This is a genomic window from Epilithonimonas pallida (assembly GCF_900182975.1).
GTDB lineage: Bacteria > Bacteroidota > Bacteroidia > Flavobacteriales > Weeksellaceae > Epilithonimonas > Epilithonimonas pallida.
Genome location: NZ_FXUO01000007.1, coordinates 202329 through 222705 on the forward strand (window position 1 = coordinate 202329; position 20377 = coordinate 222705).

20 protein-coding genes are annotated in these 20377 nt (G+C 36.2%); 14 read left to right on the forward strand and 6 right to left on the reverse strand.

Features of this window, described 5'->3' with window-relative positions; all coding sequences use genetic code 11:
• Positions 1-71 precede the first annotated feature (71 nt).
• From QOL71_RS14345 to QOL71_RS14405, 13 genes are all read left to right on the forward strand, one after another.
• On the forward strand, positions 72-482 hold the full coding sequence (locus QOL71_RS14345; RefSeq protein ID WP_283417603.1) for an acyl-CoA thioesterase: 411 nt from the start codon (positions 72-74) through the stop codon (positions 480-482).
• A gap of 67 nt (positions 483-549) precedes the next feature.
• Positions 550-1071: a hypothetical protein gene (locus QOL71_RS14350; protein WP_283417604.1), complete on the forward strand. Its 522-nt coding sequence runs from the start codon at positions 550-552 to the stop codon at positions 1069-1071.
• Positions 1072-1078: 7 nt separating this feature from the next.
• On the forward strand, positions 1079-2833 hold the full coding sequence (locus QOL71_RS14355; RefSeq protein ID WP_283417605.1) for a discoidin domain-containing protein: 1755 nt from the start codon (positions 1079-1081) through the stop codon (positions 2831-2833).
• A 231-nt stretch (positions 2834-3064) separates the two neighbouring features.
• Positions 3065-4192, forward strand: a complete 1128-nt coding sequence (locus QOL71_RS14360) for an alpha/beta hydrolase (protein ID WP_283417606.1) — start codon at positions 3065-3067, stop codon at positions 4190-4192.
• Positions 4185-5591 (forward strand): M17 family metallopeptidase, encoded by a 1407-nt coding sequence (locus QOL71_RS14365; RefSeq protein WP_283417607.1) that lies wholly within the window; start codon positions 4185-4187, stop codon positions 5589-5591. Before QOL71_RS14360 ends, QOL71_RS14365 begins: the two co-directional genes overlap by 8 nt.
• 43 nt (positions 5592-5634) lie before the next feature.
• A complete protein-coding gene (locus tag QOL71_RS14370) occupies positions 5635-6840 on the forward strand; it encodes an ATP-grasp domain-containing protein (protein ID WP_283417608.1) in 1206 nt (401 codons plus the stop codon).
• 70 nt (positions 6841-6910) lie between these two features.
• Positions 6911-7624: an alpha/beta hydrolase-fold protein gene (locus QOL71_RS14375; RefSeq protein ID WP_283417609.1), complete on the forward strand. Its 714-nt coding sequence runs from the start codon at positions 6911-6913 to the stop codon at positions 7622-7624.
• Between the two features lie 166 nt (positions 7625-7790).
• The gene (locus QOL71_RS14380; RefSeq protein ID WP_283417610.1) at positions 7791-8741 is read left to right on the forward strand and encodes an ATP-grasp domain-containing protein; all 951 of its coding nucleotides are present in this window, start codon (positions 7791-7793) and stop codon (positions 8739-8741) included.
• 36 nt (positions 8742-8777) lie between these two features.
• Positions 8778-9881 carry a carboxylate-amine ligase gene (locus tag QOL71_RS14385; RefSeq protein WP_283417611.1) on the forward strand — a complete coding sequence of 368 codons (1104 nt, stop codon included), beginning with the start codon at positions 8778-8780 and terminating at the stop codon, positions 9879-9881.
• 262 nt (positions 9882-10143) lie between these two features.
• Positions 10144-10980 carry a type 1 glutamine amidotransferase gene (locus tag QOL71_RS14390; protein WP_283417612.1) on the forward strand — a complete coding sequence of 279 codons (837 nt, stop codon included), beginning with the start codon at positions 10144-10146 and terminating at the stop codon, positions 10978-10980.
• Between the two features lie 39 nt (positions 10981-11019).
• Positions 11020-12201: a hypothetical protein gene (locus QOL71_RS14395; protein WP_283417613.1), complete on the forward strand. Its 1182-nt coding sequence runs from the start codon at positions 11020-11022 to the stop codon at positions 12199-12201.
• A 40-nt stretch (positions 12202-12241) separates the two neighbouring features.
• On the forward strand, positions 12242-13195 hold the full coding sequence (locus QOL71_RS14400; protein WP_283417614.1) for a Fic family protein: 954 nt from the start codon (positions 12242-12244) through the stop codon (positions 13193-13195).
• 73 nt (positions 13196-13268) lie between these two features.
• The gene (locus tag QOL71_RS14405) at positions 13269-13955 is read left to right on the forward strand and encodes a DUF421 domain-containing protein (protein WP_283417615.1); all 687 of its coding nucleotides are present in this window, start codon (positions 13269-13271) and stop codon (positions 13953-13955) included.
• Here the strand turns inward: QOL71_RS14405 and QOL71_RS14410 are convergent.
• The 3 genes from QOL71_RS14410 to QOL71_RS14420 all read right to left on the reverse strand — a co-directional run bounded on the left by QOL71_RS14410 (position 13952) and on the right by QOL71_RS14420 (position 17555).
• A complete protein-coding gene (locus QOL71_RS14410) occupies positions 13952-14605 on the reverse strand; it encodes an HAD family hydrolase (protein WP_283417616.1) in 654 nt (217 codons plus the stop codon). The two genes, QOL71_RS14405 and QOL71_RS14410, sit on opposite strands and share 4 nt — an antisense overlap.
• A 161-nt stretch (positions 14606-14766) precedes the next feature.
• On the reverse strand, positions 14767-15789 hold the full coding sequence (locus QOL71_RS14415; RefSeq protein WP_283417617.1) for a WD40/YVTN/BNR-like repeat-containing protein: 1023 nt from the start codon (positions 15787-15789) through the stop codon (positions 14767-14769).
• 224 nt (positions 15790-16013) lie between these two features.
• Positions 16014-17555 carry an APC family permease gene (locus tag QOL71_RS14420; RefSeq protein ID WP_229728454.1) on the reverse strand — a complete coding sequence of 514 codons (1542 nt, stop codon included), beginning with the start codon at positions 17553-17555 and terminating at the stop codon, positions 16014-16016.
• Positions 17556-17739: 184 nt separating this feature from the next.
• Between QOL71_RS14420 and pnuC the strand changes: the two genes are divergently transcribed.
• Positions 17740-18402, forward strand: coding sequence for a nicotinamide riboside transporter PnuC (pnuC, locus tag QOL71_RS14425; protein WP_283417618.1), 663 nt, complete (start codon positions 17740-17742; stop codon positions 18400-18402).
• On the opposite strand, the gene QOL71_RS14430 is transcribed toward pnuC, so the two are convergent.
• The 3 genes from QOL71_RS14430 to QOL71_RS14440 all read right to left on the reverse strand — a co-directional run bounded on the left by QOL71_RS14430 (position 18388) and on the right by QOL71_RS14440 (position 20175).
• Positions 18388-18624 carry a hypothetical protein gene (locus QOL71_RS14430; protein WP_283417619.1) on the reverse strand — a complete coding sequence of 79 codons (237 nt, stop codon included), beginning with the start codon at positions 18622-18624 and terminating at the stop codon, positions 18388-18390. The genes pnuC and QOL71_RS14430 overlap by 15 nt on opposite strands.
• A 50-nt stretch (positions 18625-18674) precedes the next feature.
• On the reverse strand, positions 18675-19103 hold the full coding sequence (locus QOL71_RS14435) for a DUF4268 domain-containing protein (RefSeq protein ID WP_283417620.1): 429 nt from the start codon (positions 19101-19103) through the stop codon (positions 18675-18677).
• A gap of 136 nt (positions 19104-19239) precedes the next feature.
• Positions 19240-20175 (reverse strand): NAD(P)H-dependent flavin oxidoreductase, encoded by a 936-nt coding sequence (locus QOL71_RS14440; RefSeq protein ID WP_283417632.1) that lies wholly within the window; start codon positions 20173-20175, stop codon positions 19240-19242.
• Positions 20176-20377 lie beyond the last annotated feature (202 nt).

Consider the following 20377-nt stretch of genomic DNA (forward strand, 5'->3'; position numbering starts at 1 on the left):
ATTTTCATAAAAAAATTTTTTAGCTATTGATTATTTAAAAATATATTTGTATGAATTATTAACGACTTAAAATGATACACACAACACACTCAATAAGAGTACGTTACGGAGAAACAGATCCAATGAAATATGTCTATTACGGAAACTATGCAGAATATTTTGAAGTCGCCAGAGTTGAGCTTTTTCGTGAACTCGGGATGTCATATGACGAGATCGAAAGGAAGGGAATTTTCTTACCCGTTTCCGAATATAAAATTAAGTATTTGAAACCAGGACTTTATGACCAGCTTTTGGAAATTCACACCTATGTAAAAAAAATTCCGGGGGTTAAAATTGAATTCGATTATGAAATTTATAATGAAGACAAAATAAAAATCACCGAAGCTTCAACCACACTTTTTTTTCTGGATGCTGAAACCAATAAAATCGTGAGATGCCCTGATTTTTTATTGAGACTGATAGAAAAAAACTGGAAAATATAATTTTGCGTAAAATTTGCATTGCTTCATTAGACATGATAAGTCACAAAAATCAGTAAAGCTTATCCTAATGAAAAAATTAATTTTATTACTCGCCTGCGCATCCTTACTTTCCTGTATAAGAACAGACATGGATCTGAAAACCCTTCAGGACATTATCAGCAAAAGCTATTATACCAATAAGCTGAACATCAATGATGAAATGAAATTTTATCGATCTGATGGGAAAAGAGACATCAATTTTGAAAATTATTTAATCAAAAACAATGCACTGACTTTAGTTTCAGGAGATTTTAACCATGACGGAGAAGAAGATTATATGGCTAATGTCAGCAATAATTTTAATAAAACGTCCATTGTACCTTCACAATATTTTCCTATTATTATAACCTTGAAAAGCGGCAGGTATTTTATATATAAATTAGACAAATTTTTTGATGCAAAATCTGTTGGGGCAAAGATAAACATCCAGGACAAAGATTATATTCTGCTTTTATCCAAAGACCCGGAAAACGAAAACAGGATCACAAAAGATACCTTCAGGTTTGAAAATAATAATATAATGATGTTTGACAAAAACACGATAAAATAAATATATAATGAAGAAACTATTATTAACACATTTAATACTTTTATTCAATCCAATTTTCTCTCAACAAAAAACGTTCTGTAACCCGATCAATATAGACTACGGTTACACACCTTTCGAAGTTTTTTCCAAACAAGGAAAGCATCGTGCAACGGCTGATCCTGTCATTGTCAATTTTCAGAAAAAACTTTTTCTGTTTTCTACCAACCAGGAAGGTTATTGGTATTCTGACAATATGTTGGATTGGAAATTTGTCCACAGAAAATTTCTCTTAGATAACAAATACACTCACGACCTGAACGCACCCGCAGTTTGGGCAATGAAAGATACGCTTTACGTTTTCGGTTCAACTTGGGAGCAGGATTTCCCGATTTGGAAAAGTACCAATCCCACAAAAGACGATTGGAAAATTGCTGTTGACACTTTGAAAGTCGGCGCTTGGGATCCCGCATTTCATTACGATGAGGACAAAAATAAATTATACCTGTATTGGGGTTCCAGCAACGAATGGCCTCTTCTTGGAACCGAAGTCAAAACCAAAACTTTACAGTCGGAAGGTTTCGTAAAACCTGTCATCAGACTAAAACCTGAAGACCACGGCTGGGAAAGATTTGGAGAATATAATGACAATGTTTTTCTTCAGCCATTTGTGGAAGGTGCGTGGATGACCAAATATAAAGACAAATATTATCTTCAATATGGTGCGCCAGCAACGGAATTCAGTGGTTACTCAGACGGGGTTTATGTTTCAAAAAATCCATTGGAAGGTTTTGAATACCAACAACACAATCCTTTTTCCTATAAACCTGGAGGTTTTGCAAGAGGCGCCGGACACGGTGCAACATTTCAGGACAACTTTGGAAACTGGTGGCACATTTCAACCATTTTTATTTCAACAAAAAATAATTTCGAAAGACGATTAGGAATTTGGCCGACTGGATTTGATAAAGATGATGTGATGTACACCAACACTGCTTATGGCGATTATCCAACTTTGTTACCACAATATGCGCAAGGAAAAGATTTTTCAAAAGGATTATTTCCGGGTTGGATGTTGTTGAACTATAACAAACCCGTTCAGGTATCATCGACTCTAGGTGGTTATCATTCTAATTATGCAGTGGATGAGGATATCAAAACTTACTGGTCTGCAAAAACCGGAAATTCCGGAGAATGGTTTCAGACGGATTTAGGAGAAGTTTCCACAATTAAAGCGATTCAGGTGAATTATGCGGATCAGGATGTGGAGTTTATGGGAAAAACATTGGGCAAAATGCATCAGTATAAAATCTATGGTTCTAATGACGGCAAAAACTGGAAAGTGATTGTCGATAAATCTAAAAACCAAACCGACGTTCCTCACGACTACATTGAATTAGAAAATCCTGCAAAAGCAAGATTCCTGAAAATGGAAAACCTGAAAATGCCGACAGGAAAATTTGCTTTAAGTGGATTCCGAGTGTTTGGAAAAGGCGCTGGAACAAAACCCGAAAAAGTTCAAAATTTTGTTCCACTGCGAGCTGACCCGAAAAAATATGGCGAAAGAAGAAGTATTTGGATGAAGTGGCAGCAAAATTCTGATGCAGACGGTTACGTTATCTATTGGGGAAAATCGCCGGAAAAATTATATGGGAGCATTATGGTTTACGGAAAAAACGAATATTTCTTTACCGGCGCAGATAGAACAGATGCCTATTATTTTCAAATTGAGGCCTTTAATGCCAACGGAATCTCTGAAAGAACAGAGGTTATAAAATCAGAATAAATTTTAAAGTTTTACAGACAAAAATTCAAGCTTTCGAAGTCTTTCTTCGAAAGCTTTTTTATTTTTCATGATTATTATTTCGAAATATTAAATTCCTATTAATTCAATGATTTTAAAAATTAGATTAATATTCATTAATAAACTCAAATTTTAAAAGAAAAATACTCAACATTTTTTCATTAATTGAAATAATTTTATAAATTTATAAACAGTAAAAGAATTTAACAGCGAATGGAGTTTTTTCTGACATCAGAAGATAATGATGACCGACCGATTTTTATTACCGGCAATTTTAACAAGTGGAATCCGAAAGATTCAAAATTCAGACTGGAAAAGATGGATGAAAACAACTATTACATCAATATTCCTGATGAATTACTAAACGATGAGATAGAATATAAGTTTACAAAAGGTGGCTGGGAAAATGTAGAGATCGACAAATACGACAACATCACACCGAACAGAAAGACAAAAAAAGAAAGACAAAAAACACAAGATAAGGTTGAAAAATGGAGACTGAATTGGGGACCTTTCAAACAAGAATTTTTCCCTATTGTAGAATTGGTGGATGAAGAATTCTATATTCCCCAGTTGGACAGAACAAGAAAAGTCTGGGCGCTTTTGCCTTACGATTATTACAACTCGGAGAAGAATTATCCGGTTTTGTATTTGCAGGATGCGCAGAATTTATTTAATGATGGTTCCGAATATGGAAATTGGGAAATCGATAAAAAGCTAGCTCTTCTTGCAGAATATGGACGAGGCGATTTGATTGTCATTGCAGTAGAACACGGAAACGACGACCGAATCAAGGAATATATTTTTGATAATGAAGATGTAACGAAAAATGCAGAAGGTAAAAAATATCTGAGGTTCATTACTGATACTTTGAAACCTTGGATTGACAAAAATTACAGGACTAAAAAAGATAGAGAAAATACAGGAATTGGCGGAAGCTCTTTGGGTGGATTGATTAGCATTTATGGCGGATTTCTTTATCCGGAAGTTTATTCCAAATTGCTGATTTTCTCACCTTCGCTTTGGGTAGAACCGGAAAACAATTTTCCGATGATAAAGTTTGATAACCCTTACAAACTGAAGGTTTATCTCTATGGCGGTAAAAAAGAAGGTTCCCGAATGGTCGGCAGAATAAGATTATTTGAAAAAGCTTTGAAAAAATTAACAGCGCAGAAATCCTTCGATTTTGAAGTCAGGACCAATATCAATGACCAAGGAACACATCAGGAATTTTTCTGGTCGCAGGAATTTCCAAGAGCCGTAGAATGGCTTTTCATAGACAGTCTGGAAAGTCCTGTGAAAGCCAAAAATGAATTAGAAAAGAACGAAGCAAATGATTAAAATTTACAATAAAAAAGAATCAACAACTCAAAACATATATCTGTTCAGCGAAGCCGATTGGGAACAGGAAAAAAACTCACATCCAAATGTTGAATTATTCTTCAATGGAAAAAAGAACGAGGTTTTCATTAAGACCAATTCAGATGAAATCAGTTTTTTCATTGGAATCGGAAAAGACGCAAAAGGATTTGAAATTCAATCCATTGCGAACAAATTCACGAATGATTACAAGAAAAATCTGCAAGCAGTTCCAACTTCAGTTTATTCAAAGTTAGGATTAGATTTAACGGAAGAATTGGTAAAAGGTTTGTTCTTGGGAACTTATCTCTACCCTTTTGAAAAATCTCATCCGTTTTGGCAGGAGAATTTTGAACTTCATTTTGAAAATATTTCTGAGGAAGAAGCGAAGAATTTAGCTTTAAAAACAGAAGCACTTTGCAATGGACAATTCGCTGGAATGGAATGGCTGAACAAACCAGCTAATCATAAAAAAGTGAATCAGATTTCAGATTTCCTGAAATCAACAGCAGAAAAATATGGCTTAAAATATAAAGTCTTCAACAGAGAAGAATCGATCAAAGAAGGTTTAGGCGCATTTGTAGCGGTTAATCAGGGAAGTTCGCAGGAAGCTGCTTTCACCATTTTGGAATACAATTGCGGAAAAGAAAATGTGAAAACTTTCGGTTTAGTCGGAAAATGTGTGTTGTTCGACACAGGTGGAATTTCCATCAAACCATCGGACAATATGCATTATATGAAAAGTGATATGGGCGGTGCAAGCGCATTGATTGGCGCTTTGATAACAGCTTCTGAACTGAGAATGCCAATCAACATTATTGCAATTCTCCCGATCACAGACAATGCAGTTTCTGAAAAGGCGTATTTGCCTAGTGATGTAGTAACGGCTTACAACGGAAAAACAATTGAAGTCTTGGACACCGATGCAGAAGGCAGAATGACTTTGGCAGACGGACTTTCTTATCTATCAAAAAACTACAAAACCGATGTTCTGATAGATTTGGCAACGCTCACTGGAAGTTCGGTCAGAATGTTTGGTTACACTTGCGGTGCATATTTTTCCAATAATGACGAGTTGAAGAAAAAGCTGGAACAATCAGCAGACAAAACCAATCAGCGTCTTTGGAATCTGCCGCTTTGGGATATTTGGAAAGATGATTTCACTTCGGATGTTGCAGATTTTAAGAACATTTCGATGAAACCCTTCGGAGATTGCATTATTGCTGGAAAATTCTTGGAACAGTTTATAGAAGGTCACGAGAATTGGGCGCATCTGGATATTGCCGGCGTTGCGTTTGGGAATGTCGGTTATGCAAAGGATAAGGCAGCGACAGGTTACGGCGTTCAGCTTTTATTAGACTTTATAGAAAATTATAATTAAATCATCGGGCATCAGTCATCTGACCTCCGTCAAAAAAATGAATATGGAAAAAACTATTGTCTGTATCTCTTGTTATTACAAAGGTTATGACTTTATGGACGAGTGCAAAAAACTCGGCAACAAAGTCATTTTGATTACTTCCGAAAACCTGAAGGAAAAACCTTGGCCTTGGCATGCCATAGATGAGATTTATTATATGCCAGAACTTGAACCATCGGTTTGGAATCTCGACCATTTGGTTCAGGGATTTGCTTACCTGATGAAGAATCATCAAATCGACGCCGTCATTGCTTTGGACGATTACGATGTAGAAAAAGCAGCGATGATTCGTGAAACTTACCGTATTCCAGGAATGGGACAGACAACGCATCGTTATTTCCGGGATAAATTGGCAATGCGTCAGCAGGCAAAAGACAACGGCATTTCTGTTCCAGAGTTTTCTTCCATTTTCAATGATGCAAAACTTCACCAGTTCACACAGGATGTTCCCGGACCTTGGGTTTTGAAACCTCGCTCCGAAGCTTCGGCAAGTGGTATTAAGAAAATCAATTCTGTGGATGAACTTTGGCCGGCTGTGGAAAATCTTGGCGATGAACGTTACAAATTCCTTTTGGAAGCTTTTAAGCCAGGCGATGTTTATCACGTGGATTGCTTGGTTTATAACAAAGAAATCGTGTTTTCCTGTTTTTCGAAATATCTTTCTCCACCAATGAAGGTTTCTCACGAAGGTGGTGTTTTTCGCACCAAAACTTTGGACAAAAATTCGGAGGAAGCAAAAGGTTTAGATCAAATCAACAAACAAGTCTTGGATAAATTCGGAATCCAAAACGGCGCAACTCACAGTGAATATATCAGAGGAACAGACGGACGATATTATTTCCTTGAAACATCTTCCAGAGTTGGTGGTGCTCATATTCCTGATATGGTTGAAGCTGCAACCGGCGTCAATATCTGGCGAGAATGGGCAAGGCTGGAAAATGCGTTATTGGAAGGAACTCACTATTCAGTTGAGGAAACTCAAAAATTATATTCCGGATTGATTGTGGCATTAGCAAAAGATAAGCATCCCAATACTCAGAATTTACAAAGTGACGAAGTGGAAAAATTTTTACCAATCGATTATCATATTGGAATTGTTTACAAAGCAAAAACTGCAGATATCATCGAGGAAAGACTAGACCAAGCAGCAGAAGTTGTCACAGAACAAATCCTGAATATTCTTCCTCCAAAAGAAAAACCAACGAGTTAGATTCTGTCTTTGAAAACCTCACAATTTTAATTAATCTTTTATCAATTATCATTCATCAATCATAAAAAAGATGCCTCAAATCACACATACAGATTATTATTCACATATTCTTGGAATGAGCCTTCAGGTCGAAGTTACAGGACATTTCGGTTATCCGATTATTATGTTCCCGACTTCGCAAGGTTCTTATACTCAGAATGCCGATTTCCATTTGAACGGAAGTATTTCACATTTCACTAATAACGGAATTTTAAAATTATTCAATGTTCAGACGATTGATAAATTCAGTTTTTATGATAAAGGAATTTCTCCTTACGAAAGAATCAGAAACTACGAGATGTACGTTCAGTTTCTCGTTCAGGAATTCATTCCTTATATCCAGAGAACTCACAACACACATCGCGTAGCTATTGCAGGCGCAAGTTTCGGAGGTTATCACGCTGCTAATTTTGCGTTCAGATTTCCAGATTTGGTTTCGCATCTTTTCTGTTTGTCAGGCGCTTTTAACATCAGGAATTTTATGGACGGTTATCAAGACCAACTGATTTATTTCAATTGCCCGGATGAATTCGTGAAAAATGACGAAGCCTGGAAATATAAGCATATGCATATTGTTCTCAGCACATCTGACCGTGACATTTGTTTGGAACCAACTAGAAAAATGGCAGGAATCTTAACTGAAAAAGGAATCAATCATTGGTATAATGAGCAAAAATGGATAGATCACGATTGGGTACTTTGGAGAATGGTTTTTCCGAAGTTCATTGGAAGGTTTTTCGGGTAAATCTTAAAATAAATCTCTCACAGATTTTATTGATTTAGCAAATATACAATCGTTAAAAATCTGCCTAATTTGCTTAATCAGCGAGGCAAATAATTTTAAATTAATAAAACAAACATACAAACTTCAGACATCCAACATCAGGACTTCTGACCAAAAACAAAACATTATGGCAAAAAAAATTGGAATTTTATTCGGGATGGAAGACACTTTTCCGTGGGCATTCATCGATAAAGTCAATGAATTAGGAAAAGGAGAATATATTGCAGAACCTGTTCAAATTGACAAACTGGAACAAGGTGCAGATTATGGTTATGCCGTGATTATCGACAGGATTTCACAAGACGTTCCTTTTTACAGAGCTTATTTGAAAAATGCTGCAGTTAACGGAACTTACGTTATCAACAATCCATTCTGGTGGAGCGCAGATGAGAAATTTTTCAATAATGCATTGATGTCCAAAATTGGAATTCCGTTGCCGAAAACCGTTTTACTACCTTCACACGAAAGACCAACAAACACTTCTGAAACATCTTTCAGAAATTTGAAATTCCCTCACGATTGGGAATATATTTTCAACTATATCGGTTTTCCTGCTTATATGAAACCTCACGACGGCGGCGGCTGGAGAAATGTTTACCGTGTGGAAAGCCCTGAAGATATGTGGGCAAAACACGCAGAAACCGAACAACTGGTAATGATGGTTCAGGAAGAGATTGTTTTCGAGGATTATTACCGGGTTTATTGTCTGGGTAGAAAATATGTTCACATTATGCCTTATGAACCAAGAAATCCACATCATTTGAGATATGCAACAACACATAAAACTGAAGGAAAAGAACTCGAAAAACTGTTAAAAACTATTACGGATTATACTATTAAAATGAATGAAGCTTTGGGCTACGACTTCAACACTGTGGAATTTGCTGTGAGAGACGGCATTCCTTATGCGATTGACTTCTGTAATCCGGCTCCTGATGCTGACAGAAACTCTGTCGGTGAGGAAAATTTCCAATGGATCGTGGAACACGCTGCAAAACTAGCAATCGAAAAAGCTAAAGATTACAAGCCTGGAAAAATCAATATCGATTGGGGAAAATTCGTAACCAATCAGCTTTAAAACTTAACGACTAACTTAATTAACACAAGAAAAAAAATGCACAAATTCACAATAGGTGTTGAGGAAGAATATCAAATCATAGATGCGGAAAGCCGTGATCTGGTTTCACACGTTTCCAAAATAATAGAAGGAGGAAAGGCTGTTCTCAGCGAAAATCTAAAACACGAGATGCACGAGTCGGTTGTTGAAATGGAAACAGGCATCTGTGAAGATATTCAGCAGGCACGACAGGAATTGACCGATCTTAGAAGACATCTTGTAAAAACTGCTCACGAACAAGGTTTACGAGTTTCGGGAGGCGGAACACATCCGTTTTCTCATTGGAAAGATAATATCATCACAAAAGATGCGCGTTATGACAAAATCGTCAGTGATATGGGCGATGTGGCAAGGTCGAATCTGATTTTCGGATTGCACGTTCACATCGGGATTCCTGATCGTGAAGAAGGGATTAGAATCCAAAATGTGATGCGCTATTTCTTGCCTCACGTTTACGCACTATCCACCAATTCACCGTTTTGGGTTGGAAGATTAACAGGTTTTAAATCTTACAGACAGGAAGTTTTTGCTAAATTCCCAAGAACAGGATTACCAAGTTATTTCAGTAGTGTTGCAGAATTTGATGCGTATGTTAATCTGATGGTGAAAACCGGCACGATTGATAATGCCAAGAAGATATGGTGGGATCTGAGAGTTCATCCGTTCTATCCTACGATTGAATTTAGGATTTGTGATATGCCTCTGACTATTGATGAAACGGTTTGTCTTGCGGCAATCATGCAGGCTTTGGTTGCAAAAGTTTACAAAATGCACCAGCAAAATACGAGTTACAGAAGTTACAGAAGACTGCTTCTGACGGAAAACAAATGGCGCGCTTCCAAAGACGGAATTGATGCACATCTGATTGATTTTGGTAAAGAAGCCAGTGTTCCTTATAAAGATTTGTTGGAAGAATTATTACTTTTCATCGATGATGTTGTTGATGATTTAGGTTGTAGAAAAGAAGTTGAATATGCAAGAGAAATTATAAAAAACGGAACCGGTGCTGACAGACAATTGAAAGTTTTTCACGAAAGTGGCGGGGATATGAAGAAAGTCGTGGATTATATGATTTATGAGACAGAGAAAGGGCTTTTGTAATTATTAATTTTTAGTGATTAATGCATTAATTATCTCCGAACCGTACGCAATAGGGATTGCAGTGGAAATCCTTTTGCTTTTCTTTCACATAAGGAAAAGCAAAAGATTGACTTCGTCGAACCACTTTGCTAGGTTTGCAACGGAAAGCCCGACCCGAGCTGGGATTTTGCACTGGTGAGGGAATTGCCCAAACTATTACAATAAGAATTTTGTTCGCTTTTTATAAATTTCAGATTCCGTATTTTTGTAAAAATTTATGAATATGAGTAAAAATGATGTAAGAATTGCACTTTTGGATATGAATAATAATCATCCGAATCAAGGGATGAGAAACATAAAAGAGCTTTCGAAGACCTTTCAGGAACAGTCGGAATATGAAGTTTCTGTGGATGTTTTTGATGTTCGTTATAAAAATGAAATGCCCAACATTGAAGATTTTGACATCTTCATTTCTTCCGGAGGACCAGGCAATCCGCATCGCGAAGGTTACGAGTGGGAACAGAAATTTGCTGATTTTTTGACACAGATTTGGGACCATAACAAATCCAATGAGCAGAAAAAATATTTGTTTTTGGTTTGCCATTCTTTCCAGCTGGCGGTGATCCATTTCGGAATTGCGAATGTCTGCAAGAGAAAATCCTATTCTTTTGGTGTGATGCCAATCCATAAATCGGAAGACGGCGAGCAGGAATTTTTATTCAAAAATCTGCCAGACCCTTTTTACGGCGTAGATTCCAGGGCGTATCAATGTATTGAACCCAATCAGGAAAAATTGGACGAGTTGGGAATGAAAATTGTGGCTTTGGAAAAAATCCGTCCAACAGTCCATCTGGAAAGAGCAATGATGGCGGTTCGTTTTTCTGAGGAAATTTTCGGAACTCAGTTTCATCCGGAAGCGGATCCGCTTGGCTTCATCAAAAACCTGGAAGACGAGAAAAATAAGGAAGCGATGATTGAAACCTTCGGAATGGAAAAATATCTTGAAACGATCGACAGAATGGACGATGACGACAAAATCGTGTTAACCAAAGCGCAAATCATCCCAAGATTTTTACAACTTGCTTCTGAACAAATTACTAAAAACTTAGTATTGGGTTAAATACAACTTAAACCAATATCTATTAACCAAACACAAACTATGATCCCAAAATACAGAACTCTATTTAACAAAGAATTTTCTCACGAAAAATACCAAAAAGTTAATGAATTAATAAAAGAGAAATGCGGTCACGAAGCCGCGTTTCGACTTTCTGAGAGTCCAATATTTCTTACCAAAGAATTTTGGAAAAAGCTGGATGATGCTTCCCAGTCGATTATTTCTCAAATCAAAGAAATGCCTGACGAAGAACTGAGAAAAGCTATTCCTACGAATTGTAATGTTCCGAATGATACTCAAAAGCCTCATTTTATAGCGATAGATTTTGGAATTTGTCAGGATGAGAATGGAAATGTTATTCCGCAGTTGATAGAGTTGCAGGCTTTTCCGAGTCTGTTTGGTTTTCAGAAATTGTTTGAAGAAGTGATTACCGAAGTTTATCCTTTTCTGAATGAATTGAAAAACTCACTTCCGAAAGATGAATACATCAAAAAACTGAAACAAGTTATCGTAGGAAACGAAAATCCAGAAAATGTAATTCTTCTGGAGATCTACCCTGAAAAACAAAAAACCGCGATTGATTTTGCTCTGACTGAACAATATCTTGGAATCAAAACGGTTTGTCTGACCAAAATTAAAAAAGAAGGCAAAAAGTTATTCTACGAAAATGGTGGAAAATTAGTTCCTATTAACAGAATTTACAATCGTGTCATTTTTGATGAATTGGATAAGATCGAAGGTTTGGAAACAGAATTTGATTTCCGGGAAGATGTAGATGTAGAATGGATTACACACCCGAACTGGTTTTTCAAAATCTCAAAATATATTCTCCCAAAACTAAAGCACGAATTTGTTCCGAAAAGTTATTTCTTGTCTGACTTTCCTGAAAATGAACCATTGGAAAATTTCGTTTTGAAACCACTTTTTTCTTTTGCCGGAAGCGGTGTGAATCTAAATCCTACACAGGAAATCATCAATAAAATTGACGATAAAGAAAATTACATTCTTCAAAGAAAAGTGACTTACGCACCTCTTTTTGAAGACATCAACGGAGAATTTTCTAAAGCCGAAATCCGTTTGCTTTTTGCGTGGAATCCTGATGAAGAAAACCCAGAATTACTCGTCAACCTTGTCAGAATGACGAAAGCAGCAATGGTGAATGTGGATTTTAACAAGAAAGATGCGATTTGGATTGGAAGTTCTATGGCGTTTTTTGGCAGCTAATTTTTTGTACCTTTGATACTATCAAATGATACTATCAAAAATGAAACCGCCTTACGATATTACATCAGAAATATTAAAATATATTGCATCGATTTCAGAAAAAATCGGAGTCGTAAATGCTAAATTTCTGACTAAAACAAATCCTACTCTTCGAAAGCAAAATCAAATCAAAACGATTCATTCTTCTTTAAGTATCGAAGGAAACACTCTTTCTGAAGAACAAATCACGGCAATCTTGGAAAACAAACGTATTGCGGGACCTCAAAAAGACATAATCGAAGTTCTGAACGCTTTGAATGTTTATAAAAATCTGGCTCAACTAAAATTTGATAAAGAAAAAGATTTTCTCAAAGCACATCAATCTCTGATGAAAGACCTCATAGAAAATCCCGGGAAATATCGAACGAAAAGTGTTGGAATTGTAAAAGGTTCGAAAGTTGAACATATTGCACCACCAGCGGAAAATCTTTCTTATTTGATGAAAGACCTTTTTGCATATTTGAAGAATAAATCAGAATTAGCCTTGATAAAAAGCTGTGTGTTTCATTACGAAATGGAATTCATACATCCATTTATGGATGGAAATGGCAGAATGGGAAGACTTTGGCAGACTTTGATTTTGATGAATGACTATCCCATTTTTGAATTCATACCTTTTGAAACTTTGATTTCAAAAAATCAAGATGAATATTACAGTGCTTTATCGGCTTCTGACAAGGAAGGAAAATCGACCAAGTTCATAGAATATATGTTGCAAATCATAGATAAATCCCTTTCTGAACTGTTGGAAAATTCGACAAAAAAACTTTATGAAAATGATAGAATTTTGATTTTCATGGAGAATATCAATCAAGAATTCACAAGAAAAGATTACATCAATTATTTCAAAAATATTTCTTCGGCAACTGCGAGCAGAGATTTGAAATCAGCTGTTGATAGTAAAATCATCACAAAAACAGGTGACAAAAAAATGACTGTCTACAAAAAAAATTAAATATTCTACCACTCATGCTTCAATTCAAAGCTAAATTCTCTGGCTTATTTTTTGGACATAGCGATAAAAAACTATGTTCGATTTCAAACAAATTCTATTAGGTTCAGAAGAGTGGATTTTCCTTCTGGAAACAGTTCTCCGAACCGGAATAATGTTTCTGGTGATTATTTTTGGGCTCCGTCTTTTGGGAAAACGAGGCGTAAAACAACTTTCAGTTTTTGAATTGGTTGTGATTATTGGACTTGGTTCTGCTGCCGGTGATCCGATGTTTTACAAAGATGTTGGAATAATGCCAGCGATTGTTGTTTTCACAATGATAATCAGCTTATACACCATTATCACATACTTTATTGGCAAAAGCAAAAAATTTGAAAAACTGGTTGAAGGCAAACCGATTTGCTTGATTCAGGATGGTGTTTTTTGCATTGATGATTTCCGAAAAGAATCACTTGGAGAAGATGAATTCTTTGCGGAACTAAGACTGAAAGGCGTTTCACAACTTGGTCAGGTTGAAAAAGCTATTGAAGAAATCTCTGGCGAAATCAGTGTTTTCTATTATGAGGATAAAGACATCAAATTTGGTTTACCGATATTTCCCAACTCATTAGAAAACCCGTTGAAGACATTCAGTAAAGACACTCATTATTCCTGTACTTTTTGTGGCTATACTCAGGAATTCAAATCTGGAGAACACAGCAATTGTAAGGTCTGCAAAAATGATGAATGGGTAGAATCTTCCAATAAAAAAAGAGTCTCTTAAATCAACTCCAATTCTTCTACTTTCAGTTCATCAAAATGTTGAATGACTAAATCTGCGGTTTCGTAATTCTGATTTTTGCTATTTACGCTTTTATAACCAACACAAAATATCTCTGCAGCATTTGCAGCCTGGATTCCGTTGGTGCTGTCTTCTATTATAATGCAATTTGATTTATCATTTCCTGATAATCTTTGAGCTTCGATAAAAATCGCAGGATTTGGTTTAGATTCCGGGAAATCTTCGCCACTTACAAGATGTGAGAAATAGGGAAATAAATGGAAACGTTTGAAAACTCTGTCAATCGTAGATTTGGCTGCAGAAGAAGCTAATATCAATTGGAAATTAGAAGAATAAAGATTTTTTATTAATACTTCTACTCCATCAAGCAATTTCAAAGCTGGGTCAGAATCGAATAAGTCGTAAAATAGAGTTCTTTTTCTTTGGATTAATTCTTCAACATTGGTTTCGATTCCGAAAATCTCTTTAATCATCTGGTAAACATTTCGGGTCGATTTTCCTGTAAATCTTGAGAATAATTCTGCATCTACATCGATTTCTAATTCTTTGAAATGTTGATAGTAAGCTTTTTTGTGAAGTGGTTCTGTATCTACAATCACGCCATCCATATCAAAAATAACCGTATTTTTCATTAACCTATTTCATTAATTTCGGTGCAAAAATAGGGATTATGTTTTTAACGTTTAATTTTGAACGCAAAGTCCACTAAGATTTTTGAATTTATTGAAAATACTTTTAAGTTCACAAAGACGCTTGGTTCAGCTAAGAAATACAAATTAAATATCTTGAAATTTTACTGGAAATTCAACTTTATTATTTTGTCTTTTCCTGCTAGAATCAGAGTGTTTTTATCGAGCCATTCACAGGCGTATAGATTTTTTTCGTCGGAGATTTTTGTCCAGGTTTTTCCGTAATCTGATGAGAAACTTATGTGTTGGTCTCCAACTGCGACTATTTCTTTCCCATTGGTTTTTGGTCGAAATTTCACGCAAGTCATATAGCCTGCATTTTGTCCGCTGGCTTGGATTTTCCAGGTTTGCCCACCATCATTGGTTGTTGCAATATTGTTTATGTTATCGGATTGTTTTGTGTAATCTCCGCCGACAGCAATTCCATTAGTTTCACTGTAAAAGTCAATAGAATAAATTCCTTTGGAAGAAGTTCCTTGTGTAAAAGGTGTTTCAAAAATTTTCCAATTACAATCTTTATACCTCATACGATATATTCTGGATTTCATTCCGCCTGTTGCAATCCAAATAACATTTCCAAAACTTGCGATATTGGTATTACTAGCAGCAAAAGCAGCTTCGCCTTTTTCTAAATAAGGAAAATCTTTACAATCATTGCAATGAATCCATTTTGAACCACCATTTCGGGTTTGAGAGATATTCAATCTTTGATTGGCTGACGGGTCGCTAAATGCTAATCCAAAATTATTATCCGTGAATTTCAAGGCATCATAAAAAGCCGTCGGATCATTATCATTGAACACAACTTTGAAATCTAATTTTTTTTTATCAATTTCAAAAAAGTAAGCTGGACTTTCTATATTAATTGTGTAAAAGCTTTTTTTATTTTGAGCAAGTGTCCGAAACTGTAGCTTTTTATCTGAAAGTTTAATCTGCTTTTTATCTGATTTATTTTTTATATTGACATAACCGAATTTTGAATCTGTTCCGGCATACCAGACTTTTCCGTCCCAGATTTGGATGGCTCTGATGCTGATTTTATCTGTCAATAGAGTATCGATCGTGAATTTCTGAGATAGTAGAAATGATGAAATAATCGTGAGTGAAAATAGTACTAGTTTTTTCATTTTATAAAAATAATGAAAGTTGGGTAATGTTGATTATTACTGAGAAAATTTTTGTTTTACAGACAAAATCCATAGCCCCGATAGGAACGGCATCCTTTTTTGTTATTGCGATGAGTGAATGGTTCAACAGATTGTTTCACTTCGTTCGCAATGACAAAAAAGATATAGTGGATAGCGGGATCAAGCTCCAAAAAAAATTCCGCAAAAGATGCGGAATTTATATTTTAATGCTTGTTGTCGATATCAATATCAACATCTTCCAAAGGTTCTTGCTCTGCTTTGAACGTCTCTCCAAATCCTCCGTTCTGAAGTTTTGAATTTCTTTTACTGTACAAGAAATAAATGAAGAAACCGATGACCAACCAACCTAAAGAATACATTTGTGCTTCTTTGCTCAGGTTGATGATCAAATAGATGTTAATTGCAATTCCTAAAACCGCAATGACCGGCAATGCAGGCACTTTGAAGTTTCTTTGAAGATTCGGCTCTTTAACTCTCAAAACCCAAACTGCAACACATACCATTGTGAACGCGAACAAAGTCCCGAAACTGGTCATATGTGCCAAATCATTGATTGGCGTAAATGAAGCAATGACTGAAATCACACCCCCTAAAATAATTAAGTTTTTTGATGGTACACTTGTCGTTGGGTTTACTTTTGAGAAGGTTTTTGGAATTAATCCGTCTTTTGACATTCCCAGGAAGATTCTGGATTGTCCCATAATCATTACCATCAGTACGGAAATCAAACCAACTGTTGCTGCAATGGTGATGATATAACCAGCCCAAGCCTGTCCGGCAATATCGAAGGCGTAAGCAACCGGCGCTTTGATCGCGTCCGGATATTTTCCTAGTGGATTGAAGTCTGTATAATGCATCATTCCTGTTAAAACCAATGATACCAAGATGTATAATAATGTACAGATTACCAAAGATGCGATGATTGCAAATGGCACATCTTTTTTAGGGTCAATTGCTTCCCCAGCCTGTGTGGAAACCGCATCAAAACCAACATAAGCAAAGAAAATGGCTGATGCTCCGGCAACAACTCCTGCATAACCATAAGCAGAATGCGAAACTCCGTTTTCTGTAATCGTAGTAGCAGCTGGAATGAAAGGTGACCAGTTCTCAGGATTGATAAAAAATACGCCGGCAATAATCACGAAGATAATAGCAGAAACTTTTAGCATCACGATGAAATTATTCGCTTTTGCAGCGCCTTTTGTTCCTCTCAAAAGAATCCCTATCACTACCCATACAATTAAAAATGCAGGTAGGTTCATAGAAAATCCAGAATTACCTGCAGCAAGATATGTTTGTGGGTCAGTCGTTAACCAAGCCGGTAAATGCAGCCCAAACATCTTCAGTAATTTTCCAAAGTATCCGGACCAGGAAACAGCAACTGTCATAGAACCCATTGCATATTCCAGAATCAGTCCCCAACCAATGATCCAGGCGAAGATCTCTCCTACTGTTCCATAAGCATAAGCATAAGCTGAACCCTCTACCGGAAGTATGGATGCGAATTCTGCATAACACAATGCCGCAAAAACACAGGCAATCCCAGCAATGACAAAGGAAAGTGCTAAAGCAGGACCAGCATTATAATACGCACCTGTACCTGTTAAAACAAAAATACCACCTCCAATGATGGCACCAATCCCGATAGCTGTTAAACTCCATTTTCCCAATACACGCTTTAGCTGACTCTTTTTAATGTCCGCTTCATACGCTTCCATCGGCTTTTTAATCCAAATGTTTGCCATAATTTAAAATTTTTTTTATCCCCAAAAATTCAAAGGGGCCTTTTCTTCTATATTTATTTTTGAATTACGAAAATATTAAAAAATTGCTTTCATTAACTTTTTTTAACTAATTAATTTTACTTATCTGTATTAATTATCAATAGCGTTTAACATTTTTAGGAGATTAATAATTATCTTTGAGACTATGAATTTCTTCGAATATCTGACTGCACAATACAGTTCTTACGAGACTTATCTTATTGTTTTAGAAATTGTTGCCGTATTGTTTGGGTTGATGAGTGTCTATTATTCCATCCGAAAAAACATCTGGGTCTACCCGACAGGAATTATCTCCACCGTGCTTTTCATTTATATTATGTTTGTCTTCGGACTTTTGGGAGATATGCTCATCAATGTTTATTATACTGTGATGAGTATCTATGGCTGGATTCTTTGGTCCAAACATTCTGATGACCACATCCACGTAGAAGTAAAGAAAGCCGGCAAAAAAGACTGGCAGGTCGGAAGCATGCTATTTGCAGGAAGTTTGCTTTTTGTCGGATTGATTTACTATCTCAAACCGTATATTGATAATCAGTTTTCAATGCAAGGCGTCAAACTCGGACTTTACCATCTGGATTGGGCTAATTACACCGATATTCTAACCACTTCCCTATTCCTTGTCGGGATGTATTTTATGGCTAAACGAAATCTCGAAAACTGGATTTTTTGGATTGTTGCCGATTTTATCTGCATCCCGATGATGTATTACAAAGGCCTAGGATTCACTACTTTGCAGTATTTTGTTTTCACCATTATGGCGATTATCGGTTATTTTGAATGGAAGAAACACTTAGTTAAGTCCTGATAATTTTTCTGAATACTCCTTCGCAAAAAGCGTTTTATCCTCTTGTAGTTTTTCTATAGTTGTTGGCAAAACGTAGTGGAAAAGATATTGATTCTCATCATTCAGGAAAACGATCTCTTTCTCTTCGCCATCAATCATTGATGCAAAAACATCCCACATCGACTGATCTCTCAGCTTCAGTAATTCAAAAAAATCGTTGGCTTTTATTGTAATATTTTTCATTGTTATCGTAGTAAGCATATTAAATAAACAGTATTTTCTTGCTTCAGATTCTAAACATCTTTTATAAAATCCTCATATTCATAAAAGAACCGTTCAAAACCATCCATTTTCTCAACAAAAAACTCGAAGATATCTGGCCAGGTTTGTTTGTTGAAAATGCTGACTCCGGTTTTCTCAACCCAAATTCTGCTGATGATTTTCCCGTTGTCCAAAGCATAAAATTCATCTTTTGTAAATCCACCTATAAAATCTTCGAGGATTGATTCCAAAGACCAAATCTTCTCGTAATAAGCATTTCTGAACAGTTCATCTTTCATCTCGATATCAATCGAAACCTCAGCTTTTTTGTTATCTGCATAAAACTTGAAAGAAAAATCCTTGATTTTGGTATCATACAACAGCCATTTTCTTGGGAAAGCTTTTCCGAAAGCTGTCCAGAATTCTGTTTTCAATTTTTGAGCTTCTTGTTTTGAGAACACGTAGTTAATTATAAATGATTAATGATGAATTATAAAAGATGAGCAATTAGGCTTCTTTTGGTGTAATGTTAATACTTGTCAGGCTGAGGATCTCGAAGCCTTTCAAATTTGTCTCATCTGTCTTTAAATTTGTTTCTTACAAACTCAAATCGACTTTTGCTTCATTAAATTCCTTAATTAAGTTTTCGAAGACTTTTTCAACAGGAAGAATCTCATCTATCAAAGCAGAAACCTGTCCGATTTCCAATTCGCCTTCTACCAAATCACCTTCGAACATTCCGCGTTTTGCACGGGCTCTTCCGAGCGTTTCTTTCAGAGCTTCGATATTTCTGCCCGTTTCGTAAAGATTTTCTAAGTCGTGAAAGAATTTATTTTTAACTAATCGAACCGGCGCTAATTCCTTTAATGTTAATTGCGTATCACCTTCTTTCAGTTCAACGATTTTATTTTTGAAATTCTCGTGAGAACTTGCTTCGACTGTTGCTGCAAAACGGGAACCGATCTGAACGCCGTCAGCACCCAAAGTCATTGCTGCCCTCATCTGGCTTCCTAAACCAATTCCTCCCGCAGCAATCAAAGGAATATCGATATGTTTCCTGACATTCGGGATCAAACAAAGTGTTGTCGTTTCATCTCGTCCGTTATGTCCGCCTGCTTCAAAACCTTCTGCTACAACTGCATCAACTCCAGCTTCCTGACATTTTATGGCAAACTTCACACTCGATACAACGTGAGCGACTTTGATGCCTTCTTTTTTCAAAGTTTCGGTATAAGTTTTCGGATTGCCAGCCGATGTAAAAACGATTTTTACGCCTTCTTCCAAAATAATGTTGATGATCTCTTCAAGATTCGGGTAAAGCAAAGCGACATTCACTCCGAAAGGTTTATCCGTCGCCGTTTTACATTTTCTGATATTTTCTCTCAGAATGTCGGGATACATACTCGCCGAACCAATCAATCCCAATCCGCCATTATTAGAAACCGCCGAAGCCAGTCGCCATCCGGAATGCCAGATCATTCCACCTTGAATGATTGGATATTTTGTTCCGAAAAGCTGCGTGATTCTATTCATTCTGTTGTATTGTTTTTGAGCGATTCCGAAATCTATGAAACTGGACATTTTATATTTTTTCCAAAAATAGCGATTCGGATTGAGAATAAAAAAAGCCGGAAGAAAATCTCCCGGCAAAATCAACTTTTATTGTTCGTCTATTTTTTGATAAATTTAGAATCCATAGTTTTATCTTGTGTTTTCAGTTTTGTGATATAAGTTA